Raw genomic sequence first — 23829 nt, 5'->3', positions numbered from 1 at the left:
AGTATTTTGAAAAAGTCATTTCTGAGCTTGTCTATAACAGCAGCACTAATAGCAGGAAGCATCCCGGCATTTGGCGGTACTGCTTCTGCAGAAACAATGGATGATCTAAAAAACAAACAAAATGACATCCAACAGGAAAGAGAAGAAGTATCCGGAGAAATTTCTTCTAAAAATAAAAATATCGAAAAAGTGATTGAAAAGCAGAAAAAAATCACTGCGCAAATAAAAGAACTAGATGGCAAGATTTCAAAAACAAATGACGATATTGATCGAGTTAGTGCTGAAATCAATGACACAACAGCTCAGATTGAAGAGCTTCGCGAAGAAATTGAAACATTAAAGAAAAAAATTGCTGAACGTACAGCTCTTTTGGAAGAGCGTGCCCGTGCCATCCAAATAAGCGGCGGCGATGTGAGTTACATGGATGTATTGCTTGGAGCAGAAAGCTTCAGTGACTTTATAGACAGATTTTCAGCCGTTAACACACTCGTAGACGCTGACCGTCAGATTATGGAAGAACAGAGCCGCGATCAGGAAGCACTTGAGCAAAAAGAAGCTGAAGTGAAAGAGCAGCTTGCTTCATTGGAAAGCAAAAAGGCAGAGCTGGATGGACTTAAATCAAGTCTCTATGCTCAAAAACAAGATAAGAAAGGTCTAGTAGCAGAACTTGAAGCTCAACAGGCAACTCTTGAAGAAGAAAAATCCAACCTTCAGGATCAGGACAGCGAGCTAAAAGAACTAGAATCTGAAGTGGCTGACAGCATTGTAGCTGAACAAGAGCGTTTAGCAGAGCTTGCACGCCAAAAAGAAATAGAGCGTAAAGCTGAAGAAAAACGCCAGCGTGAAGCAGCAGCGGCTGCAGCAGCTGCAGCAGCTGAAGAAAAAGCAGCAGCAGAAAGAGCAGCTAAAGAACAGGCAGCAGCAGAACAGGCAGCAGAGCAAGCAGCACAAAAACAGTCAACTGCTTCTCAGACAAGCACTGCTCCGTCTCAGTCGTCTCAATCAGCACCAGTATCAACACCAGCACCGGCAGCTAAGCCAGCTGCTAAACCAGCAGCAGAGCCTGCAACAAGTGCAGGAGCGTGGACAACACCGGCATTCGGACGTACAACTTCTGAATTCGGCTACGATATCCTAAATGGCAAGCCTCGTATACATTACGGAATTGATGTAGCAGCTCCACAAGGCACTTCAATCGTATCTGCAGCAAGCGGATATGTTGTTAAAGCAAACAGCGGTGATAACGGCGGATACGGTCAAATGGTTATTGTGACACACAGCATCAATGGAAAAACGTTCACAACCGTCTACGCGCACTTAAGCAGCATTGCGGTATCGAACGGTCAATACCTTGAAAAAGGCCAGTATATCGGCGGCATGGGGGACACCGGTTATTCATTCGGTTCTCACCTCCACTTCGAACTTCACGAAGGCAGCTGGAATGCGTCTAAATCAAATGCAGTAAATCCACGTAAATATATTTCATTCTAAACAGTTTAAAGACCGCCAAATCTGGCGGTCTTTTTCTATGAAGATGAGCATGGCTGACTCTTCCCATTCTTAAATAGCAGACCGTTACTTTCTTATCATTGCGCAGTTTTGAGTAGCAGAATATGTCTTAATTCGTGCTGCATGTCGTCGCAGCCGTGCTCGCTGCTGATCCTGATTGCTGCCGCTTAATAAAAATTAGTTGATCCAATTTACTCCTCCTAAAAAATTACCATCATGAAAAGACACTCATCTACTCAATTTTTATCTCTATTTTTCATTTTCACACGTATACTCCTATCATCACGACTCAATCAAAAAGGAGGCAGGGGGTTGAGAAGGTGGATTCGATCTGGAACATGGGCATTTGTGGTAGGAGTCTTCGGGTTTTATTTAATACTCACTAGCGGAGGGATGTTGGATGAACCAGGATTTGAGAGGAACATGGCGGTCACAAATGAACCAGTTGAAGCAGCGTTCTCTGCAGCGGCAGCACCTGATTTTTCGCTGCAAAATCTACAGGGAGAAACGATCCAATTATCTGACTTACGTGGAAAAACGGTTGTAGTTAATTTTTGGACAACCTGGTGCCCGCCATGCCACGATGAAATCCCCGAGCTAGAAGCATTTTACTCAGAGTACATTAAAGAAAATCCGGATGTAGTCCTTTTAGGCGTCAACCTGACAAAAGAGGATCACGGAGAAGAATCGATTCAGCATTTTGTAAAAGCAAATCTTATGACTTTTCCAATCTTGCTTGATTCTGACGGAGAAACACAAAAGAACTATCAAATTTTAACCATCCCGACTACGTTTATAGTGGACAAGGAAGGCGTAATAAAGCAAAAGATCATGGGTCCTGTAACAAAAGATGAGTTGATTGAACAAGTTAAGCAGTAACGGGTTGTCCTTCTATCCTTGAAGAGCACGTCATATAGTAAGGGGAAATGACTTTTTGAGGGGAGATGAAGCGCTTGAATAGGTATAGGAAGCTGCTCCTGGTCCTGGTTTGCATGGCGTTGGGGGCTGCTCTGTTTTTTGCTGTGGAGCATATGGTATTAAAGAAAGGTCCTGTTCATCAGGCAAACGAAAACGGAACAGAGGTCGCCGAAACGCTGGCAAAGCTTGAGAAAGCTCAGGAATTAATTAAAAAGAGCTATGTTGGGGAAGTGGATGAAGCTAAACTAATGGACGGTGCGATTCAGGGCATGGTTGCCTCATTAGGGGATCCATACTCGGTTTATATGGACCGTGAAACTTCCAAGCAATTTGAGCAGTCACTGGATTCATCATTTTCAGGGATAGGAGCGGAGGTATCAAAAGAGGGTGAGGACTTTATCATCGTTGACCGATTTAAAGGTTCACCCGCTGAACAATCAGGATTGAAGCCTAATGATAAAATAAAATCGATTGATGGAGAAAGCATACAATCTCTAACTCTTTATGAAGTAACGGCCAAGATCCGTGGGCCTAAGGGAAGCAAAGTAGTCATCGGTGTAGAAAGAGGAGACGCTTCGAAAAATTTAGATATTACGGTCACCCGGGATGAAATTCCAGTGGAAACAGTACATAGCAAACGGTTTAAACTGGAAGACAGCCAAATCGGCTACCTTGAAATTACCACGTTTGCTAAAGGAACTGCCGAGGACTTGAAGACCGAATTAACAAAGCTCGAAAGTGAAGGAATCGATGGGTTGATTTTGGATGTCAGAGGAAATCCTGGAGGTCTTTTATCCAGTGTGCATGAAGTATTGGATCAATTTGTTACAAACAAAAAACCGTTTATGTATATCGAAGAACGAAACGGTGATCGAGAACCGCTGAGCTCCGTTCTTGAAGAGAAAAAGGAATACCCGGTCGCCACTTTAATTGATGGAGGCAGTGCTTCAGCAGCTGAAATTTTAGCTGCAGGCATGCAGGAAGTAGAAGGCTATCCGTTAATCGGCGAGAAAACATTTGGAAAAGGCACCGTGCAGCAGTCATATGATTTGGGAGATGGCAGTCAGATGAAACTGACAATGTCTAAATGGCTGACTCCTAATAAAAAGTGGATCCATAAAGAAGGCATTTTGCCTACCCTGGAAGTTTCCCAGCCTGCAGTGTTTGATCTTGTTCCATTGCAATCTGCAGTTGTGCTGAAAAAGGGCATGAATGATGAAAAAATTTCTGTGCTTCAAAATATATTAAATGGACTAGGCTATGAGGTGGACCGTACAGACGGCTATTTTAGTGGAAGTACTGAGAAAGCTCTTCTTGCTTTCCAAAAAGCAGCAGGATTAAAAGAAAATGGTGAAGCGAATACCGCTACGCTTGCTGAGCTTGATAAAGCAATTCAAACATATAAGGAAAATCCAAAGCATGATCATCAGCTTCAATCCGCAATTGAGTTCTTAGGTGAGAACGAGTAAAATTTACTCATGTAAGAGTGATGTAAATTTTGGTACAATAGGATTATCAGAATCTTCCTTTCAAAAGGACCATTTGATACTAAATGGTCCTTTTGTTTACATTAGGAAGAAGCGGAAATGGAAGAAGAAAGGTTGTGCTCTAAAAAATGAATGACTGGATTCAGGAAATTGGCAACGGGGCGCTAATGGGACTCATTAACCCTGTTCTTTACATAGCCATTCTCAGCTGCTTGCTGGCTGGAGTGCTGAGAGTGAAGCGTGAAAGAAATGATTTGCGTGTCAGTATGTTATCTCCCTTAAGCGAATTAAAAAGTTTTACAGGTTTGGGCATTCCGATTGGATTGGTTCTCTCGATTGTTGTCCTTGCGGCTGGTATTGAAGTGCCGGTAATATGGATCTTTCTAGTATCTGCCATCATGCTGATCAGTATTGTGAGCTGGCAATTTCGAATTTTGTCACCGGGTTTAGTCATGCCGGTTGCAGCAGGTTTGTTGTATGCTCTTTTTGCATTTGAACTAACGATGCCTGATTGGGATTGGGCAGCATTTCTTGAGATCCCCGCTGAAGCAGGTTTAATTGGGCTGACAAGCATTATTATGGGACTCTTGCTTTTTGCTGAGGGGCTGCTTATCCGCTTAAATGCAGGGAAAAAAACGTCCCCCCGTATTATTCGTACGTCTAGAGGATTAAAGGCAGGAGCATTTTTTACAAAGCGCTTGTGGTTAGTGCCATTATTTTTACTTGTTCCAGCCGGAAGTCTTGAAGGAGCAGGCGGGTGGTGGCCGGTTTTTACTTATAACGGATCATCCTGGGCTATTTTTGCCGTTCCGTTTATCCTTGGCTTTCAATTAACTGTCGTTCATGATTTGCCTGAACGAATAATAAAACAGACCTCTCAGGAAATTCTTTGGCTTAGCGCACTGGTTACTGTTTTAGGAGCAGCCGGTTTTTGGGCGCCTTACTTATTTATCGCCTCCTTTGCTGCAGCGTTTGCCGGAAGAATCTTTATAGCTCTGCGCACTCGTGCCATTTGCAGACATTCAGGCTATCATTTTATCAATAAAGAAAAAGGCGTCATGATTGTTGACATCATCCCGGGCACCCCTGCTGAAAAAATGGGCTTGCAACGAGGAGAAGTGATTCAAAAACTGAATGGAATACTGGTGCGCGATGAACGTGAGCTTTACGCGGCGCTTCAAAAAAACCGTGCACACTGCAAACTTGAAGTCCTGGATTTTCAAGGGGAGATTCGCTTTGTACAGCGGGCTCTGTATGAAGGACAGCATCATCAGCTGGGCATCATCATGGTGGAGGACCGCATACGACATTTCTCATCGGACTCTGCCTGATAGACATAGTATGTTTTCCAACCGGTATTAACTTTGTGTAAATAAGCTCATGCAGCTTGTTGAACGTTTCAACGGGTGCTAAGATTAGTTAAATAACACCATAGCAGGAGAGGATTATGTGGGGATTCATCATTACTTTAAAAGCTTATCAGACATGGAAAAATTATACCGTTGTCCGGGAAAATTTCTATATAATGAACACACTGTGGCAGCGCATTCCTTTAAAGTAACTAAAATTGCCCAGTTCCTTGGCACGGTGGAAGAATATCACGGGAAAAAACTCAATTGGAAATCGCTTTACGAGAAAGCGCTGAACCACGATTATCCCGAAATCTTTACGGGAGATATTAAAACGCCTGTTAAATATGCGTCGTCTGAATTAAACCGTTTATTCAGCGAAGTAGAAGAAGAAATGACCCATAAATTTGTTACACAGGAATTTCCTGCAGCCTTTCAGGACATTTATCTGGAACGTTTCAAAGAAGGGAAAGATGGCACACTTGAAGGCAATATTTTATCGGTAGCGGATAAAATTGATTTATTATATGAGTCATTTGGTGAGATTCAAAAAGGGAATCCAGAACCGATTTTTCTTGAAATTTATCAGGAAGCACTGACCACCATCGTAAAGTTTAATGAAATGGACTGTGTTAAATTCTTTTTGGATAGTGTGCTGCCGGACATGCTGGCAGAAAAGTTTATTCCCCAAAGTGAATTAAGCAAAATCACCCAAAGTCTTATTGCGGATGGAGACTGAATTGCGTAAGAGGGAATCATAAAATGAGGTGGACTATATGGGAACAAAATTATTGCTTGCGCTATTCGCGCCCGCCCTGCTGGTTATCCTTTTCACCAGGGTGACCTTCAGCAGAACGATCGCCATGATTCTTACTATTGCCCTTATCGCAGCTTCTTCCTACAAGGGCTACGTCGGCAGCTGGATCGTCATTATCGTAGATGCCGCCTCCCTGACCCTCGGCCTTTGGTTTGTTAACAAATATATGAAACAAAATAACGAAAAAATGCGCGGCGTCTCCTGACGTCGCGTTTTTGTATTTCTTTAATAGGGGAATGATGTAAGGGTCTGGTGTTACTCCTCTCAATCATCACACGGAAAGTATCTAAAACCTAAATGAGAATGTACGTTCCCTTTTAACTATCTTTTTAGAATCACAGTGTGATAAAATAGAATGAAATATGATATAAGTCGATAATTTTGACGGTTTACCCTGTTTCGTTCTAGGATAAAGGGTATGAATAGAGAAGGAAGACTTGTTCGGAAAAGGGAGGCATATTCATGAAGCAGGAGTTTGATCTTCAATCGCATTATGAGCCAGGAGGTGACCAGCCTGCGGCAATCAAGAAAATCATTGAGGGTGTTAAAGAAGGCAAAAAACATCAAACCTTGCTGGGAGCGACCGGAACCGGTAAAACCTTTACGGTCTCCAATGTGATTCAGGAAGTGAAAAAGCCCACCCTGGTCATTGCACACAACAAAACACTGGCGGGGCAGCTATATAGTGAGTTTAAAGAATTTTTCCCCAATAATGCTGTTGAGTATTTTGTCAGCTATTACGACTACTATCAGCCGGAAGCCTATGTGCCTCAGACGGATACATTTATAGAAAAAGATGCCAGTATTAATGATGAAATTGATAAGCTCAGACACTCTGCGACCTCGTCTCTATTTGAACGGGACGATGTGATTATCATTGCCAGCGTATCATGTATTTACGGGTTAGGTTCCCCGGAAGAATACAGCGAGCTTGTCGTTTCTCTAAGAAAAGGCATGGAAATTGAACGTAATCAGCTTCTGCGTAAAATGGTAGATATACAATATGAACGAAATGACATTGCTTTTACCCGGGGTACTTTTCGCGTGCGCGGAGATGTAGTGGAAATCTTCCCTGCTAAAAATGATGAGCATTGTATCAGAATAGAGTTCTTTGGCGATGAAATTGACCGCATTCGAATGGTGGATGCACTAACCGGTGAAATATTAGGCGACCGGGATCATGTTGCCATATTCCCGGCTTCCCACTTCGTTACACGTGAAGAAAAAATGAAAAAAGCCATTGTCAATATCGAAACAGAACTCGAAGAACAGCTGAAGGTGCTGAAGGAAGAAGACAAACTGCTCGAAGCACAGCGTCTTGAACAGCGGACCCGCTATGACCTCGAAATGATGAATGAGATGGGTTTTTGCTCTGGAATAGAAAATTATTCAAGGCATTTAACGCTGCGGGAAGCAGGAGCGACGCCATATACACTTATTGATTACTTTCCAAAGGATTTTCTTCTGATCGTCGATGAATCCCATGTGACGCTGCCTCAGGTGAGAGGGATGTACAATGGAGACCAGGCACGTAAAAAAGTGCTTGTGGACCACGGATTCCGTCTTCCTTCTGCGCTTGATAATCGTCCATTAAAATTTGATGAGTTTGAAAATCTTGTTAATCAGGCCGTTTTTGTTTCTGCTACACCTGGCCCTTACGAACTTGAACACACTCCCGAAATGGTGGAGCAGATTATACGTCCGACAGGCCTGCTTGATCCGACCATTGAAATTCGGCCGATTGAAGGTCAGATTGATGATCTTCTTGGAGAAATTCAGGAGCGGACTAAAAATAATGAACGAACGCTTATTACAACCTTGACGAAGAAAATGTCAGAGGACTTAACGGATTATCTTAAAGAGATCGGCATTAAGGTTCAGTATCTTCACTCAGAAATTAAAACATTGGAACGGATCGAAATTATAAGAGATCTTCGTTTAGGCAAGTATGATGTATTAATAGGGATTAACCTGCTGAGAGAAGGTCTTGATATTCCGGAAGTGTCGCTGATTACCATTTTAGATGCCGATAAAGAAGGCTTTTTACGATCTGATCGCGCACTGATTCAAACGATCGGCCGTGCAGCCCGTAATTCAAACGGTCACGTTATCATGTATGCAAACAAAATTACAGATTCGATGCAGCGTGCTCTAGATGAGACTTCAAGAAGACGCGAAAAGCAGATTGCGTACAATGAAAAACACAATATTACACCTGTCACGATCGATAAGAAAATCAGGGATGTCATTCGCGCAACACACGCAGCAGAAGATTCAGAAGAATATGTTTCACCGGCAGAAAAAATGAAAAAACTAACCAAACCAGAACGAGCTAAAGTAATTGAATCAATGGAAATAGAAATGAAAGAAGCAGCCAGAGCGCTTGATTTTGAACGGGCTGCTGAGCTTCGCGATCTGGTATTGGAGTTAAAAGCGGAAGGATGACCCTAAATGGCAAAAGATCAAATCATCATACAGGGTGCTAGAGCCCATAATCTAAAAAACATTGATGTCACGATTCCAAGAGATAAGCTTGTTGTCATGACAGGCCTTTCAGGGTCAGGCAAGTCCTCTTTGGCGTTTGATACGATTTACGCAGAAGGACAGCGGCGCTACGTGGAATCGCTGTCTGCATATGCCAGACAGTTTCTTGGGCAGATGGATAAGCCGGATGTTGATGCAATAGAAGGACTTTCTCCCGCCATTTCCATCGATCAGAAAACAACGAGCAAAAACCCTCGCTCAACCGTAGGGACAGTGACTGAAATTTATGATTATCTTCGTCTTTTATTTGCGCGGGTAGGGCGTCCTGTTTGTCCGGATCACGGAATTGAAATTACTTCTCAGACAGTGGAACAGATGGTGGACCGGATCTATGAATATCCGGAGCGCACCCGTCTGCAGGTGCTGGCCCCGATCGTCTCAGGGCGGAAAGGGACGCATGCGAAAGTTCTGGAGGATATAAAAAAGCAGGGCTATGTACGTGTCCGCGTCAATGGAGAAATGATGGATGTTGGGGACGAGGTAGAACTTGATAAAAATAAAAAGCACTCCATTGAAGTCGTAGTGGATCGGATTGTTGTGAAAGAAGGAGCCGAGTCTCGCCTCGCAGATTCACTGGAAAGTGCATTGAGATTAGCTGATGGAAATGTGATTATTGATGTTATGGAACATGAAGAAATAAAATTTAATGAGCATCACGCATGCCCAATATGCGGATTCTCTATCGATGAGCTTGAACCGCGGATGTTTTCATTCAACTCTCCATTTGGAGCCTGCGGAGAATGCGACGGACTTGGTGCTAAGCTTGAAGTAGACCTTGACCTGGTGATCCCGGACCGCTCACGTACTCTTAAAGAACACGCTATTGCACCGTGGGAACCTACGAGCTCACAGTACTATCCATCCATGCTTGAAGCCGTATGCAAGCATTATGATATTAATATGGATGTTCCTGTCAAAGAAATACCGAAAAAGAAAATGGACAAAATCCTTTATGGTTCAGGGAAAGATCAAATCTATTTCCGCTATACGAATGATTTTGGGCAGGTTCGTGAAAATACGATTCAATTCGAAGGGGTTATGCGTAATGTAGAACGCCGCTACCGTGAAACCAGCTCGGATTATATTCGTGAACAGATGCAAAAATACATGGGACAGCAGGATTGTCCAACATGCGGAGGGCACCGTCTGAAAAAAGAAAGCCTTGCCGTAAAAATTAATGAACTCCACATTGGAGAAGTAACAGCCTATTCAATAGAAGAAGCAAGACAATTCTTTAATCAGCTCTCACTTACTGAAAAAGAAGTTCAAATTGCGAGACTGATCCTTAGAGAAATCAACGAACGTTTATCTTTCCTGATCAATGTCGGACTGGATTATTTAACGCTCAGCCGGGCAGCAGGAACGTTATCTGGTGGAGAAGCACAGCGTATCCGTCTGGCTACTCAAATCGGTTCTCAGCTGTCAGGCGTCCTGTATATTTTGGATGAGCCGTCTATTGGTCTTCATCAGCGGGACAATGACCGTCTAATCGAAACATTGAAAAATATGAGGGACATTGGCAATACCCTGATTGTAGTCGAGCATGATGAGGATACCATGATGGCGGCAGACTATTTAATTGATGTAGGTCCTGGAGCAGGCGTGCATGGCGGTGAAATCGTTGCTGCTGGAACACCTGAAGAAGTGATGAAAAGCAAAGATTCGCTTACCGGCAAGTATTTGTCCGGAGAGAAGTTCATTCCGCTGCCTCTTGAACGCCGTAAAGGGGATGGAAGAAAGCTTGAAATCAGCGGAGCCAAAGAAAATAATTTAAAAAATGCCAAGGTGAATATACCGCTTGGCGTCTTTACATCCGTAACGGGTGTTTCAGGATCAGGAAAGAGTACACTGATCAACAGCATTCTGCACAAAGCGCTTGCTCAAAAACTGCATAAAGCAAAAACCAAGCCGGGTGAGCATAAAGCCATTAAGGGAATCGATCAGCTGGATAAAGTTATTGATATTAATCAATCTCCTATTGGAAGAACACCGCGTTCAAACCCTGCTACTTACACAGGCGTCTTTGATGACATCCGTGATGTTTTTGCGACGACAAATGAAGCGAAAGTCCGGGGATATAAAAAGGGTAGATTTAGCTTTAATGTCAAAGGCGGCCGCTGTGAAGCCTGCAGAGGAGACGGCATTATCAAAATAGAAATGCATTTTCTGCCGGACGTATACGTTCCTTGTGAAGTTTGTCACGGGAAACGGTATAATCGTGAGACACTGGAAGTAAAATATAAAGGCAAAAATATATCGAATGTACTGGAAATGACAGTAGAAGATGGCTTGTCATTCTTTGAAAACATTCCAAAAATCAGCAGAAAACTGCAGACGATCGTGGATGTCGGACTTGGCTATATACGATTAGGACAGCCGGCAACGACCCTGTCCGGAGGAGAAGCGCAGCGTGTGAAGCTGGCTTCTGAACTTCACAGACGTTCAACTGGCCGTTCTCTTTATATACTTGATGAGCCGACAACCGGTCTTCATGTAGATGATATTTCCCGTCTTCTTGAAGTGCTTCAGAGACTGGTAGATAACGGAGACACAGTTCTGGTAATTGAACATAATCTTGATGTCATTAAAGCTTCTGACTGGATTATTGATCTCGGTCCTGAAGGCGGAGACCGCGGCGGAACCATTGTGGCTACCGGTAAGCCGGAAGACATTGTAAAAGTAAAAGAATCATACACTGGGAAGTACCTGGGGCCAGTTCTTGAACGTGAGCGAAAGCGCATGGCGAAACGAATGGCAGAAAGAACAGGAGAACCCGTTCCAAGCTCTTAGAGAATAAAAAGGAACTGTGAACCGCGGCTTGTCATGTCATGCACATAGAAGCTTGTGAATCAGTTCCTTTTCTTCATATTAGTCAGAAGAACCTCAAGCTTCAGCGGAAATCGACCTCATCCTGGGGATTGATAACGTTTAAGCAGGCTTTGATCTGCTTGATGGAAAATCAAAATGAAACCTTTTACAGAGCTTGCACGTAGTAAGACTAGGAACGTTCAAAAGAATTGGAACTACCATTTCATTTAAGGAGCGTGTCAACACAATGGAAAACGAAAGAAAACGAATTTTAAATATGGTGGAAAAAGGAACAATTACAGCCACTGATGCTTTAACGCTGCTTGAGGCGCTGGAAAAACAGCCGAAGTCATCACAAAGCAGTTCACATGCCACTTCTTCAACGTCACATACGACAAGTCATTCAACCGGCGGCTATACAAGCTCATCTTCAACGTCTTCTAATCAGGAACGTCCTAAGAAAAAGGAATTCCCATTTAATTTAGAGGATATCTTTCAGACGAATAGCCATAAGCAAACAAAGAATGACAGCAGCAGCCAATCAACAGACCGCATTATGGATTTTGTTCAAAATGCTTTTGATAAAGTAAAGGGAATGGATCTGGAATTTAACATGGGTCCGTCCCTTGAATTTAAACATCAATTTGAAGTGCATGAAAATGAACTTCAGGACCTTGAAATAAGTGTGGCCAATGGGAAAGTTGTTGTACAGCCATGGGATGAAGATTATGTTAAAGCAGAATGCGATGTAAAGGTTTACCGATCAGATGATGAACCAAAAGCGAAGAAACAGATTCTCGATTCTGTAATCTTTAAAGTTCAGTACAATAAACTGCGTTTTATCTCAGATCTTAAAATGATCAAGCTGGATACTATTTTATATGTTCCTCGCAACAGCTACGACCGATGGGATATTCGTTTATTCAACGGGAAATTCCATGGAGAGTCTGCCAATGTGAACACGGTAAAAGTGAAAACGGCAAATGGAAAAGTAGAGCTTTCAAATATGCTGATCGAGCGTGCTGAACTTGAAACGGCAAACGGTGGTATTGATGTGAAAAATACGAGAGCAGATTTGATTGATGCTGAAAGCGTAAATGGAAAGGTTTCGATTGAAGGTGCGGTGGATGAGATCGATGCGCAGTCGCTTAACGGCAATATTGTGTGCAGAACATCAAGCACGACTGCCCGTAAAATCGAAGCAAAAACACTTGCAGGCTCCATCAGTCTTTATGTACCGGACAATGTCAGTCTGGATGGGACGCTAAAATCAAACTTCGGGCGATTTGATATTAATCATCGTGAAATGGATCATGTGGAAGAACGTGAGGAATTAATGCAAAGAAAACTTCATTTCACTCGCGATAAAAATGATGGTTCTACGCTTTACTTGTTTGCTGATGCAAAAACAGGCGCAGTCAGTGTTAAGCCCTATGAAGTAAAAAATGATGCGGAACCAGCCTCAGAAGAATAAATCTTTGAATCAGGTGACCAGTTTCACCAAATAAATAAGCGCAGCGCATTGAAATAAGTCCCCCAACTTATTTCGGTGCGCTGCGTTTCTGTTATAACCTGCTTAGAAATATTTGCTTTCTAAATGTTTCCGCACCTTGCATTGTTGGTATAGTGTTAGTATCAGCATTCAAGGAGAAACTAAAAAGAAAAAGCAGGTGAAAAACATGGAAAAATTAATTAATCGTACAACGTGGTTTGGCTTAAGTGCCATTGGCGCTACTTTTTTAGGTATTAGTGTCTTGTTTTCTCTATTAGGTTTCTACATAGTTGATGTGGAAATGATGGCAATTTTTAAATGGATTTTATATATCTTCTTTTTTGGAACAGGCATTATCGGAGGTCTTATTGCAATAGCTGCGATTGCCATCGGTTTAAAGATGAAGTTTTCATCCGGTAAAAAAGAAACAGCTTCAGAAAATGGATAAATGACAAACAGCAGCGGAGGATTCACTCTGCTGCTGTTTAAATTGTTCGGCCGAAAAGATGAAGCTCTTACTGAGTTGCACTAATAACGGCTAAAACGGCAAGAACCCCCTTTGCGAGTAAGATCGCAAAGGGGGTTCTTTTGTTTAAGGTGATGGGATTGGTCCGATTGCAGCTTCAAATCCTGCTCCTTTTAATTTCTTCACCTGCTGCTCTGCTCGTTCTCTTGAAGAATACACGCCTGCCTGTACACGGTATAGTGTAGATTGCTCTTTGGCGACAGTTGCCGGCTTTTTTAAAAACGACAGAATCGAGGCGGCAATTTGTTTTCCGCACAGCGTCCGGTAGGCGGTGGAAGCAAGAAGAGCTTTTTCTTCTCTATTGGTCATAAAACCGCATTCCAGCAATAAAGCAGGCATGTTTGATTCTCTTAGAACATGGAAATCGGCCATTTTTAATCCACGATCTTTTCGACCTGTTTTTGCGATTAAATCTGAGTGGATTTTGCTTGCGAGTGAATTGGCTGTCTGCCCTTTTTTTGGGTGAATAAACGTTTCAATCCCTTGAACAGCATTCCATTCCCCGTTTCCGTAAGCATTGGCGTGAATAGAAATAAAGTAGTCTGCTTTTCCCTTATTGGCTTTCGAGGTTCTTTCAGATAATGGAACGTCACGGCTGTCACTGTATGTTTGAAGCGTCTTGATCGAGGCTTTTTCAAGCTGAAGAATACACTCTTTTGCAACAGCCCGGTTAAAGTCATATTCCTTCATGCCATCCGGACTTCTTTTTCCTGGCGTTTCGTAGCCGTGGCCTGCATCGATTGCAATTAATGTCATATCCATTCCTCCTTTTACTTTTTATATCGCGTCTATCCATGAATTTGGTCACCCCTACGCAATACTTTGGAAGAACTAATATAGTGAATCAATTTCCAAAGTGCTACAATAGAAAGTATGATTGACGAAGGATTGTACATAGATCAAATTATTGAGGAGGCTTCATTCGTGGCAAAGGTTACGACGAAAGATATTATTGATCAATTTAAATTAGAACTGGTTAGCGGAGAAGAAGGGATTCACCGTCCAATTATAACGAGTGATATTTCTCGCCCGGGTCTTGAAATGGCGGGTTATTTTTCTTACTATCCTGCAGAGCGAATTCAGCTTTTGGGACGGACGGAAATGTCTTTTTATGAACTGTTGTCGAAGGACGAGCGCATGGACCGCATGTCTCAGATGTGTACAGATAATACGCCGGGCATCATTTTATCCCGAGATATTAAAGTGCCGAATGAATTAATTGAAGCGTCTATTCAAAATCAGGTTCCAGTGATGAGAACACCGGTAAAAACAACGCGCTTTTCAAGCCGATTGACGAACTTTCTTGAAAGCAAGCTGGCTCCTACGACTGCGCTGCATGGTGTGTTGGTAGACATTTATGGTGTGGGGGTTCTGATTACAGGAAAAAGCGGTGTCGGTAAAAGTGAAACGGCACTTGAACTTGTCAAGAGAGGGCATAGATTAGTAGCGGATGACAGCGTGGAAATCAGGCAGGAAGATACGGATACGTTGATCGGTACCTCCCCGGAACTAATAGAGCATTTGCTTGAGATTCGCGGGTTAGGCATTATTAATGTTATGACATTGTTTGGGGCAGGTGCAGTCAGAAGCTATAAGCGGGTGACACTGGTTATTGATTTGGAAATTTGGGATAAAAACAAGCAATATGATCGTCTTGGTCTGGATGAAGAAAAAATGAAGATCATTGATACGGAAGTGACAAAAATCACGCTTCCTGTTCGTCCTGGCCGAAATCTGGCGGTTATTATTGAAGTTGCCGCAATGAATTTCCGCTTAAAACGGATGGGCGTTAATGCAGCGGAGCAATTTTCAAATCGTCTCGCCGATGTAATTGTAGATGGAGATCATGATGATATTTAAGATTAGCCAATTGAAAGGGGAAAGAATATGCTAGCAGCTATACAGCCGATTGATCCGATTGCGATCTCTTTTGGTGGGGTACAAATCGCATGGTATGGATTAATCATTGGGACAGGAATTATATTAGGTTATATTCTGGCAAATCGGGAAGCAGATCGTTTAGGCATGCCGAAGGATCTGTTTGCAGATTTGTTGATCTGGGCAGTGCCGATTGCCATTATTTCTGCACGTATTTATTATGTAATTTTTCAGTGGGATTATTATGCGCAAAATCCAGGGGCCATTATTCAAATCTGGAATGGCGGAATTGCCATCCATGGCGCACTGATCGGATCTGTTGCAACTGGTGTGGTTTATGCGAAGATAAAAGGGTTATCTTTTTGGAAAATTGTCGATATTGCAGCACCAAGCATTATTTTAGGACAGATGCTGGGACGCTGGGGGAACTTTATTAATCAGGAAGCGCACGGTGGAGAGGTCTCCCGTTCGTTTTTAGAAAGCCTCTTTCTGCCGGATTGGATAATCGATCAGATGTACATAAATGTAGATGGTACATTTGCTTACTATCATCCTACTTTTTTATATGAATCCTTATGGAATCTTGCAGGGCTGGTTCTTTTGCTGTTGCTGCGAAAGGTCAATCCGCGAAGAGGGGAAATATTTCTTGCCTATGTCATCTGGTACTCGATCGGCCGTGCATTTGTGGAAGGGCTGCGAACGGACAGCCTGATGCTGACAGAGACGATTCGCGTAGCACAGCTGCTATCCCTCGTATTAATTGTGGTGGCGGTTGCGATCATGATTTACCGGAGGAAAAAAGGTGTGGAGATAAGGTATAACGATAAACGAAACAACTAGGTGGCGATCAGATTGACAAAACAAACCTTCGTTGATGGTTTAAAAGCAGGACTGCAAACAACGTGGACGCTTGGGAAAATTATTTTCCCGGTTACGTTTATTGTGATGCTCCTGCAATATACGCCCATCCTGCCGTGGATAACGGATTTAATTGCACCTTTTATGGGTCTGTTTGGCTTAAGCGGTGAAGCAGCTGTTCCATTGGTGCTTGGAAATTTTCTCAACTTATATGCGGGTATTGCCGGGATCCTGACACTTGAGATGACGGTGAAGGAAGTTTTTATCATTGCGGTGATGCTCTCTTTTTCTCATAATCTGTTGATTGAAACAAGTGTTGCGTTAAAAGTAGGTGTGAAATTATGGGTTGTTCTCGTGGTGCGCTTAGGACTGGCTTTTATGTCAGCGATTGTGATCAATCTCGTTTGGAGCGGCGGTCAGGAAATAGCGCAGTACGGCATGGTTCCATCTCAGCAGGAAGCAGTAAGCGGCTGGGGATCCATCGTGTTTATGGCGCTGGAAAAAGCTGCTTTCGGTGTATTGCAGCTGGCGATGATTGTAATCCCTCTTATGGTTGTGATTCAAATTATGAGAGATTTAAAATGGCTTGATGTATTTTCAAAATGGATGGCTCCAGTAACCAGAGGGCTTGGCATGAAGGAGAATACATCGATGACATTGGTGGCTGGTTTGACGATCGGTTTAGCGTATGGCGCAGGGGTTATGATAAAAGCTGTGCAGGAAGATGGTGTCAGTAAAAAAGATGCGACACTTGCCTTTATCTTTTTAGTTTCCTGCCACGCGGTGGTAGAAGATACGCTTATCTTCATTCCTCTTGGCATACCTGTTCTGCCGCTGCTTCTTATTCGCATTACAACAGCGGTTCTCTTGACTATGGCTGTTGCTTATGTGTGGAAGCGAAATGAATCTGCACGGGAAAGGAAATTGAACTATGAACAAACCCATTGATACGGTCCTGTTTGATTTGGACGGAACCTTAATTGATACAAACGAATTAATTATTTCTTCTTTTCTTCATGTAATGGACCTTTACTTTCCGGATCAATATAAGCGGGAGGATGTGCTGCCATTTATGGGGCCGCCGCTTGTTGAATCTTTTCAAAAAGTGAATCCTGAAAAAGTGGAGGAAATGGTGAATGACTATCGCGCCTTTAATCTGGAGCAGCATGATGTGCTGATTACGGGATTTGAAGGGGTGGAAGAAACGATCCAGACATTATCTGATCGTGGAATTAAAATGGCGATTGTTTCAACGAAACGCAATGATGTTGTGATTAAGGGGTTAAAACTGATGAAACTTGATCACTTTTTTGATGTGGTGGTCGGACTGGATGATGTGAAAAATGCAAAACCCGATCCGGAGCCTCTCCTGCTTGCACTCCAAAAACTCGGTTCATCTGCAGAAACAAGCCTCATGGTTGGTGATAATCATCATGACATTGATGGCGGAAAAAATGCCGGAACCAAAACAGCTGGTGTTGCATGGTCAGCGAAAGGAAGAGAGTACTTACTATCCTATGAACCTGACTGGATGCTTGAATCAATGACGGATTTATTGTCCATTATTCCGGAGCCTAAAAAATGAGACGCACCGAACGTTATTTTGTGACGGGTGCGAATTCATTGTGGCATATTTATAAAACGATTCCCTTTTGGAAGGTTATGCGGAACTTTATCGTGATTCAGTTGGCGCGCTATACGCCTTTTTTAGGAATGAAAAACTGGCTTTACCGCACCTTTTTAGGCGTTAAAGTCGGACCGCAGACGTCTTTTGCACTAATGGTTATGCTGGATGTGATGTTTCCTGAAAAAATTTCAGTCGGCAAAAACAGTGTCATTGGCTACAACACCACCATTTTAGCTCATGAGTATTTGATTAAGGAATACAGGCTGGGAAATGTGGAGATTGGCAATGAAGTGCTTATTGGAGCAAATACGACCATTTTACCAGGCGTCCGCATTGGAGATGGCGCAATTGTGTCTGCAAGCACGCTTGTTCATAAAGATGTTCCTGCAGGAGCTTTCGTGGGAGGCAATCCTATGCAGATCATACGATTAAAAGAAAACGAAGCCGGCGAATTGCCTAGTGGAGATACTGCACCATAGCCTGTGGATAGTTGAAATGCAAAGAGGTCGAGACAAAACTCGGAAAAGTTTAAAAAATAGGTAGTATTTATAAATAGTAAGAGGTGAATGAAGCGGAAGGTGGCGACTCCTGCAGGATATGACGGCAAGCTGAGACCCCGAAAGGCAAAGCCTGAGGAGGGCTCAGCGCCGTCCCTGCGGAAAGCGTCCGCCTGAAGCGCAGGGAACCGATCAAAGAGGCTGAGACACTTGTTCCAGCCTCTTTCTCGTTAACCGCCTTCATGTACGGAAAGAAACGTAATTACGCTGCAGCTTGTTTTCGAGTGCGTGTCTGAGGAAATGCCTGTAACACTTTTTGAGAAACGATGGCAGCGATTCCCGCCAGTATAAGATCCTTCGGTACAAACGGCAGCATCCAAAGCCAGGCCATTGCGTAAGTAAACCCTTCAGGAGCCGCAAACCAAAGCTTATACGCCATGTACATCCAGCTAGTGCCAATTCCATAATTAATAGCTGTTCCTACGAAAGCGGCAACGAATAAAAAAGGATAGGTTTTCTTTTTCTCTGTAATAAGACCGCTAAACCAGGCAACCACAATATAAGAAAGAATAAATCCAAACGTAGGACTAATTAATGTACGAAAACCGCCAGACCATTGAGCAAAAACAGGCATACCTGCCAAACCGATTAATAAGTAGATGACCATGGCAACTGGACCCCACTTTTTCCCTAATAATAATCCGGAAAGAATGCATACTACGGTTTGAAGAGTGAGTGGAATACTGCCAATTACCATGATGGGAACAATGGATGTGATGTTCGCTCCAATTGCCATTAACGCAGCAAAAAGAGAAGCAAGCACCATGCCATGCAAGGGTGTTTTAACCATTTAATCTACTCCTTTTTCTTATGTACTACAGTGATTATATAAGTGGCAGTGATTTTAAGTCAACCTAAAAATTATTTAGTTAACTTATTATCAATCAGCGTCAAAATTAGTTGACAGTAAAAGCATCTGATCGGACTTTTGTTTAGGTGGGTGCCATTCTATCTCTTTTAAAATTTCGCCGCTATATCACTAAAAATAAGAAAATTTTAAAAGTGACAATTGTATGTCAATTTACTTTCTTTAAGTGTTTTGGGTTTATCTTTTATCGAATGTCCGTTACAATGCTTTTTAGGCTTAGAAATAATGAGAAACAAAGATCCGGAAGGGGTTTTATCAGTATGAATTTCAAAAAAATGTTACTTCCATTTGCAGCAGGAGCGTTAGCGTTAGGGTTAGCGGCATGCAGTGATGACGAAGAAAATACAGCAGATGCACCTGAAGAAGAAACAGCACAGCAAGAAGAAGGTGCTTCGCAAGATGAAGCTTCTCAGGAAGAACAGCAGGCTGCCGCTGAAGAAATGCAGGCAAAATTAGATGAACAAAAAGTTGAAGATGATGAAGTAGTTGCTACTGTCAATGATGAAGAAATTTCAGGCGAAGATTACAATGCCGCTCTTACACAAATCCAAGGTCAAATGTCTCAAATGGGCCAAGACCCGACAAGTGAAGAAGCAGCGGAACAAATAAAAACTCAAACACTTGATACACTTGTGAATCAGACATTGATTCTTCAAAAAGCCAATGAAGAAGAAGTTACAGCTTCTGAAGAAGAAATTGATGAAGAATTTGCTGCATTCCAAGAGCAGTTTGGCGGAGAAGAAGCGCTGAATGAAATCCTTGAAGAGCAAGGAATGGAAGTCGATGCGCTTCGCGAACAAATTGCTGAATCATTAAAGTTTGACAAGTATATCGAACAGGCAGTGCCAGTAGAAGAACCTACGGATGAAGAAATTCAAGAAGCATATGACTCTCAAGCTGAGCAATATGAAGCAGCCGGTCAGGAAATGCCGGATCTTGAAGAAGTAAGTGAAAACATCAGAATGTCGCTTATGCAGCAAAAACAGCAGGAACCACTTGTAGAGCATGTGGAAGAATTAAAAGAAGCAGCGGACATTGAGCTGTTAATCTAATATCAATTGGGCTATAAGATTTTAAGCCCAAAACAAAAAAACCGTTATGACGACCATTTCTATGGAAGCCATGGCGGTTTTTTGTTTATAACAATTTTATTCCAGCTAATTTCGACATGGATGATCGATATATCAAGTGAATATTTTTAACGATTTACCCCAGCGCATCCCCCTTGACGAGACTGTGCAAAATTAGTACACTACTAAATATCTTTATTTTACTACCACATTAGCGAACTAAAGGATTTTAATTGAATGGTACATTCCACCGCAAGCTTTTATGGCTTTCCGGCTTGAAAAGTGGAGGTATGAACCAAAGTATGAGATTATTTAAAAAACACTTTCCAAAATAGAAAGGGTTGTCCCGATTATGTCTGATTTGTTTATGTTTGAAAAACCAATGGGGATGCGAGATACATTTCCTCATCTATATAAGATGAAAAAACAAATTCGTTCCCAGGTCGAAAGTGAAATGGTTGCATGGGGCTATGAATTTTTAGAAACCCCGACACTAGAGTACGATGAAACAGTAGGAGAAGCTTCAGCCATTTTAGATCAGCAGCTGTTTAAGCTTCTGGATCAGCAAGGTCGAACACTCGTATTGCGGCCTGATATGACAGCACCGATTGCACGTGTAGCGGCATCAAAGCTTTTAAAGGATCGCAATCCACTGAGGCTCGCCTACTCAGCTAACGTGTTTCGTGCACAGCAGCGTGAGGGAGGACGCCCTGCAGAGTTTGAACAGATGGGTGTAGAACTGATTGGAGATTCTTCTGTTAGCGGAGATGCTGAAACCATCGCACTGCTGATTACTTCCTTGCGTACAGTAGGATTGAAAGATTTCACCATTTCAATTGGCCATATGGAATTTGTTCAGGAGCTGTTTTTACAAATCGTGGGAACAGAAGAACGCGCTCAGCAGCTTAAAAAATACTTATATGATAAAAACTATGTAGGCTATCGCAAGCACGTGGAATCTTTATCCCTTTCTTCTATTGATAAACAACGATTGCTGCGTTTGCTTGCGATCAGAGGAAATGGTGATTCAATTGAGGATGCCCGAGGGCTTTTAGAAGGGGATAAGGGAACAGAGCCTTTATCTGAGCTTGAGGAGCTGCTTTCTATTCTTCATGATTATGGTCTTGATCAATATGTAACGATAGACATTTCGCTTGTCAGTCATATGAGTTATTATACGGGCGTTTTATTTGAAGTATATGCCGATAAAGTAGGTTATTCTTTAGGCAATGGAGGACGATATAATCACCTTCTTCATAAGTTCGGGGCTCATGTAGCAGCCACCGGATTCGGCATTCGCCTAGATTACTTGATTGAAGCCCTGTCGCCTGAAGCAGAGTTAAGTGAAACCATTCTTGTTTTATTTTCAGCAGAAAGAAGAAAAGATGCGATTGCCCTTACGCATAAGCTGCGCACAGAAGGCAAGCAGGTCATCAGCCAGGATGTGACGGGCGTACGTGATATGGATCGTTTCACTGCTCAATTTACCGAAGTGGAATGGATGGTAGGCAGATCAGGAAAGGCAGGCGGTAACGAATGAAAGAATTAACAATCGCGATGCCAAAAGGCAGAATTTTTGAAGAAGCTGTTGTTATGTTGAAAAGAGCGGGCTACAAGCTTCCACCAGAGTTTGATGACTCAAGAAAGCTGATTATCGACGTGCCGGAGGAAAAGCTGCGATTTATCCTGGCCAAGCCAATGGACGTACCGACTTATGTGGAACATGGAGTTGCAGATCTGGGCATAGCTGGTAAAGATGTCATGTTGGAAGAAGAACGTGATGTATACGAGCTGCTCGATCTCGAGATCAGCCGCTGCTATCTTGCAGTCGCTGGATTGCCGAATACTACGATGAACGAAGTAGCACCGAAAATAGCCACCAAATATCCTAATGTAGCTTCCTCGTATTTTCGGGAACAGGGGGAGCAGGTGGAAATTATAAAATTAAATGGTTCAATTGAAATAGCCCCGATTATCGGGTTAACGGACCGGATTGTGGATATCGTTTCAACTGGACGCACGCTGAAGGAAAACGGGCTTGTCGAATACGAACATATTGTGGATATTACGTCCCGTCTGATCGTGAATCCCGTCAGCTACCGAATAAAGCACCAGCGAATTCAGGAAATGGTCGACCGTTTGGATGAGGTAATTTCAAAGGAAACGATCCGGTAAGCAGGAAGTAAGAGTGTTGATCCCGAATGGAAAGGAATAACCCCTATGAATATACGATATTTATCTGACTATACCATTCCCCGTCCTTCTCTTGATCAGGGAACCGAAGAACAGCGAAAAAGTGTTCAAGCGATCATTGAAGATGTTCGGCATAACGGAGATCAGGCAGTGAAAAACTATACAGCCAAGTTTGACGGCGCTGATCTTTCTTCTTTAAAAGTGGAAGACGATGAAATGGATGAAGCCGTTCTTAAGATGGATGAGAAGACATGGTCTGTTTTAAATGAAGCAGCAGCAAATATTACAGCTTTCCATGAACGTCAGACGCAGCAGTCGTGGATGACCACGCAGGAGAATGGAACGATTCTCGGTCAAAAGGTCACACCGCTGGATGCAGTGGGAATTTATGTGCCGGGTGGAACCGCTGCTTATCCTTCATCGGTGCTAATGAATGCTATTCCGGCACAAGTGGCAGGTGTAAAGCGCGTAGTGATGGTAACACCGCCTGGTCCGGACGGCAAAGTGCCTGCTGGTGTATTAGCAGCTGCACGTCTTGCCGGAGTTCGCGAGATTTATAAAATTGGCGGTGCTCAGGCGATTGCAGCACTTGCTTTTGGAACAGAAACGATCGAACGCGTAGATAAAATTACAGGTCCGGGCAATATCTTTGTTGCACTGGCCAAGCGTGAAGTATTTGGAATTGTGGATATAGACATGATTGCAGGGCCAAGTGATATAACCGTACTTGCTGATCACACCGCTCATGCAAGGGAAGTGGCAGCAGATCTTCTATCACAGGCTGAACATGGTGAACTGTCGCAGGCCAATCTTGTGACCACATCTCCGGAACTCGCAGAAGCCGTGGCGCACGAAGTACACCAACAGCTTAAAACGCTGCCCCGTAAAGAAATAGCGGAGACAGCGATCAATAAGCAAAGTGTCATCTATGTAGCGCAAAGTCTGGAGGAAGCCGTTCAAGCTGTGAATCAAATTGCCCCTGAGCATCTTGAAATTCAGCTTGAAAACGCAATGGAAGCAGTCGGAAAGATTCGCCATGCCGGTGCTATTTTTGTTGGAAGATACAGTTCAGAACCGATCGGTGATTACTTTGCAGGGCCTAATCACACGCTGCCGACAAGCGGAACGGCCCGTTTTTCAAGCCCGCTTTCTGTGGAGGATTTCGTGAAGAAGTCCAGCATTATTTCCTACAGTGAGGCAGCCTTTATAGAAAATGCAGAAAAAGTCGCTCATTTTGCCCGCCTTGAAGGACTTGAAGCCCATGCGAGAGCAGTTGAAGCCCGATTTTCTGATAAACGGAGATAACGAGTTCCACAGATTAATGGGGA

21 protein-coding genes are annotated in these 23829 nt (G+C 43.0%); 19 read left to right on the top strand and 2 right to left on the bottom strand.

Annotation, left to right across the window (positions count from 1 at the left end):
* The first annotated feature begins 6 nt into the window (after nt 1–6).
* From KR50_RS16125 to KR50_RS16080, 10 genes are all read left to right on the top strand, one after another.
* Nucleotides 7–1491 carry a murein hydrolase activator EnvC family protein gene (locus tag KR50_RS16125; protein ID WP_041061073.1) on the top strand — a complete coding sequence of 495 codons (1485 nt, stop codon included), beginning with the start codon at nt 7–9 and terminating at the stop codon, nt 1489–1491.
* 330 nt (nt 1492–1821) lie between these two features.
* A complete protein-coding gene (locus KR50_RS16120; protein ID WP_052477175.1) occupies nt 1822–2388 on the top strand; it encodes a peroxiredoxin family protein in 567 nt (188 codons plus the stop codon).
* A 74-nt stretch (nt 2389–2462) separates the two neighbouring features.
* Complete coding sequence (locus KR50_RS16115; RefSeq protein ID WP_041061071.1) at nt 2463–3896, top strand: S41 family peptidase; 1434 nt, start codon at nt 2463–2465, stop codon at nt 3894–3896.
* 146 nt (nt 3897–4042) lie between these two features.
* Nucleotides 4043–5245: a PDZ domain-containing protein gene (locus tag KR50_RS16110; RefSeq protein ID WP_052477173.1), complete on the top strand. Its 1203-nt coding sequence runs from the start codon at nt 4043–4045 to the stop codon at nt 5243–5245.
* Nucleotides 5246–5363: 118 nt separating this feature from the next.
* On the top strand, nt 5364–6002 hold the full coding sequence (locus KR50_RS16105; RefSeq protein WP_041061069.1) for an HD domain-containing protein: 639 nt from the start codon (nt 5364–5366) through the stop codon (nt 6000–6002).
* Between the two features lie 37 nt (nt 6003–6039).
* Nucleotides 6040–6285, top strand: coding sequence for a CsbA family protein (locus tag KR50_RS16100; RefSeq protein ID WP_198134270.1), 246 nt, complete (start codon nt 6040–6042; stop codon nt 6283–6285).
* Nucleotides 6286–6542: 257 nt separating this feature from the next.
* Nucleotides 6543–8525, top strand: coding sequence for an excinuclease ABC subunit UvrB (uvrB, locus tag KR50_RS16095; protein ID WP_041061065.1), 1983 nt, complete (start codon nt 6543–6545; stop codon nt 8523–8525).
* 6 nt (nt 8526–8531) lie between these two features.
* A complete protein-coding gene (gene uvrA / locus KR50_RS16090; RefSeq protein ID WP_041061063.1) occupies nt 8532–11414 on the top strand; it encodes an excinuclease ABC subunit UvrA in 2883 nt (960 codons plus the stop codon).
* A 265-nt stretch (nt 11415–11679) separates the two neighbouring features.
* Complete coding sequence (locus KR50_RS16085) at nt 11680–12906, top strand: DUF4097 family beta strand repeat-containing protein (protein WP_052477172.1); 1227 nt, start codon at nt 11680–11682, stop codon at nt 12904–12906.
* 205 nt (nt 12907–13111) lie between these two features.
* A complete protein-coding gene (locus KR50_RS16080) occupies nt 13112–13372 on the top strand; it encodes a hypothetical protein (RefSeq protein ID WP_041061061.1) in 261 nt (86 codons plus the stop codon).
* Between the two features lie 144 nt (nt 13373–13516).
* On the opposite strand, the gene KR50_RS16075 is transcribed toward KR50_RS16080, so the two are convergent.
* Nucleotides 13517–14206, bottom strand: a complete 690-nt coding sequence (locus tag KR50_RS16075; RefSeq protein WP_041061059.1) for an N-acetylmuramoyl-L-alanine amidase — start codon at nt 14204–14206, stop codon at nt 13517–13519.
* Between the two features lie 168 nt (nt 14207–14374).
* Between KR50_RS16075 and hprK the strand changes: the two genes are divergently transcribed.
* Genes hprK through KR50_RS16050 form a run of 5 tightly spaced genes read left to right on the top strand, consistent with a single transcriptional unit; the run spans nt 14375 to nt 18292 of the window.
* Complete coding sequence (gene hprK / locus KR50_RS16070; RefSeq protein ID WP_041061056.1) at nt 14375–15310, top strand: HPr(Ser) kinase/phosphatase; 936 nt, start codon at nt 14375–14377, stop codon at nt 15308–15310.
* Nucleotides 15311–15337: 27 nt separating this feature from the next.
* Nucleotides 15338–16168, top strand: a complete 831-nt coding sequence (lgt, locus tag KR50_RS16065) for a prolipoprotein diacylglyceryl transferase (RefSeq protein WP_041061054.1) — start codon at nt 15338–15340, stop codon at nt 16166–16168.
* A 12-nt stretch (nt 16169–16180) separates the two neighbouring features.
* Entirely contained in the window at nt 16181–17134 is a 954-nt protein-coding gene (locus tag KR50_RS16060; protein ID WP_041061052.1) for a nucleoside recognition domain-containing protein, read from the top strand.
* The gene (gene ppaX / locus KR50_RS16055; RefSeq protein WP_041061049.1) at nt 17118–17771 is read left to right on the top strand and encodes a pyrophosphatase PpaX; all 654 of its coding nucleotides are present in this window, start codon (nt 17118–17120) and stop codon (nt 17769–17771) included. Before KR50_RS16060 ends, ppaX begins: the two co-directional genes overlap by 17 nt.
* Complete coding sequence (locus KR50_RS16050) at nt 17768–18292, top strand: acyltransferase (RefSeq protein WP_041061046.1); 525 nt, start codon at nt 17768–17770, stop codon at nt 18290–18292. The genes ppaX and KR50_RS16050 overlap by 4 nt, the downstream gene beginning before the upstream one ends.
* A 280-nt stretch (nt 18293–18572) precedes the next feature.
* Here KR50_RS16050 and KR50_RS16045 read toward each other — a convergent pair whose 3' ends face one another.
* Nucleotides 18573–19160 carry a biotin transporter BioY gene (locus KR50_RS16045; RefSeq protein WP_041061043.1) on the bottom strand — a complete coding sequence of 196 codons (588 nt, stop codon included), beginning with the start codon at nt 19158–19160 and terminating at the stop codon, nt 18573–18575.
* A 338-nt stretch (nt 19161–19498) separates the two neighbouring features.
* Here KR50_RS16045 and KR50_RS16040 point away from each other — a divergent pair, with 338 nt between their 5' ends.
* The 4 genes from KR50_RS16040 (at nt 19499) to hisD (ending at nt 23806) form a co-directional block, all read left to right on the top strand.
* Entirely contained in the window at nt 19499–20290 is a 792-nt protein-coding gene (locus KR50_RS16040) for a SurA N-terminal domain-containing protein (RefSeq protein WP_041061040.1), read from the top strand.
* Between the two features lie 370 nt (nt 20291–20660).
* On the top strand, nt 20661–21848 hold the full coding sequence (locus KR50_RS16035; RefSeq protein WP_041061037.1) for an ATP phosphoribosyltransferase regulatory subunit: 1188 nt from the start codon (nt 20661–20663) through the stop codon (nt 21846–21848).
* The gene (gene hisG, locus KR50_RS16030; RefSeq protein ID WP_041061034.1) at nt 21845–22483 is read left to right on the top strand and encodes an ATP phosphoribosyltransferase; all 639 of its coding nucleotides are present in this window, start codon (nt 21845–21847) and stop codon (nt 22481–22483) included. Before KR50_RS16035 ends, hisG begins: the two co-directional genes overlap by 4 nt.
* Nucleotides 22484–22528: 45 nt before the next feature.
* Complete coding sequence (gene hisD, locus KR50_RS16025) at nt 22529–23806, top strand: histidinol dehydrogenase (protein WP_041061031.1); 1278 nt, start codon at nt 22529–22531, stop codon at nt 23804–23806.
* Nucleotides 23807–23829 lie beyond the last annotated feature (23 nt).

It is taken from the genome of Jeotgalibacillus campisalis (assembly GCF_000829515.1).
Classification (GTDB): domain Bacteria; phylum Bacillota; class Bacilli; order Bacillales; family Jeotgalibacillaceae; genus Jeotgalibacillus; species Jeotgalibacillus campisalis.
This window is presented reverse-complemented; position numbering and strand designations above follow the sequence as displayed.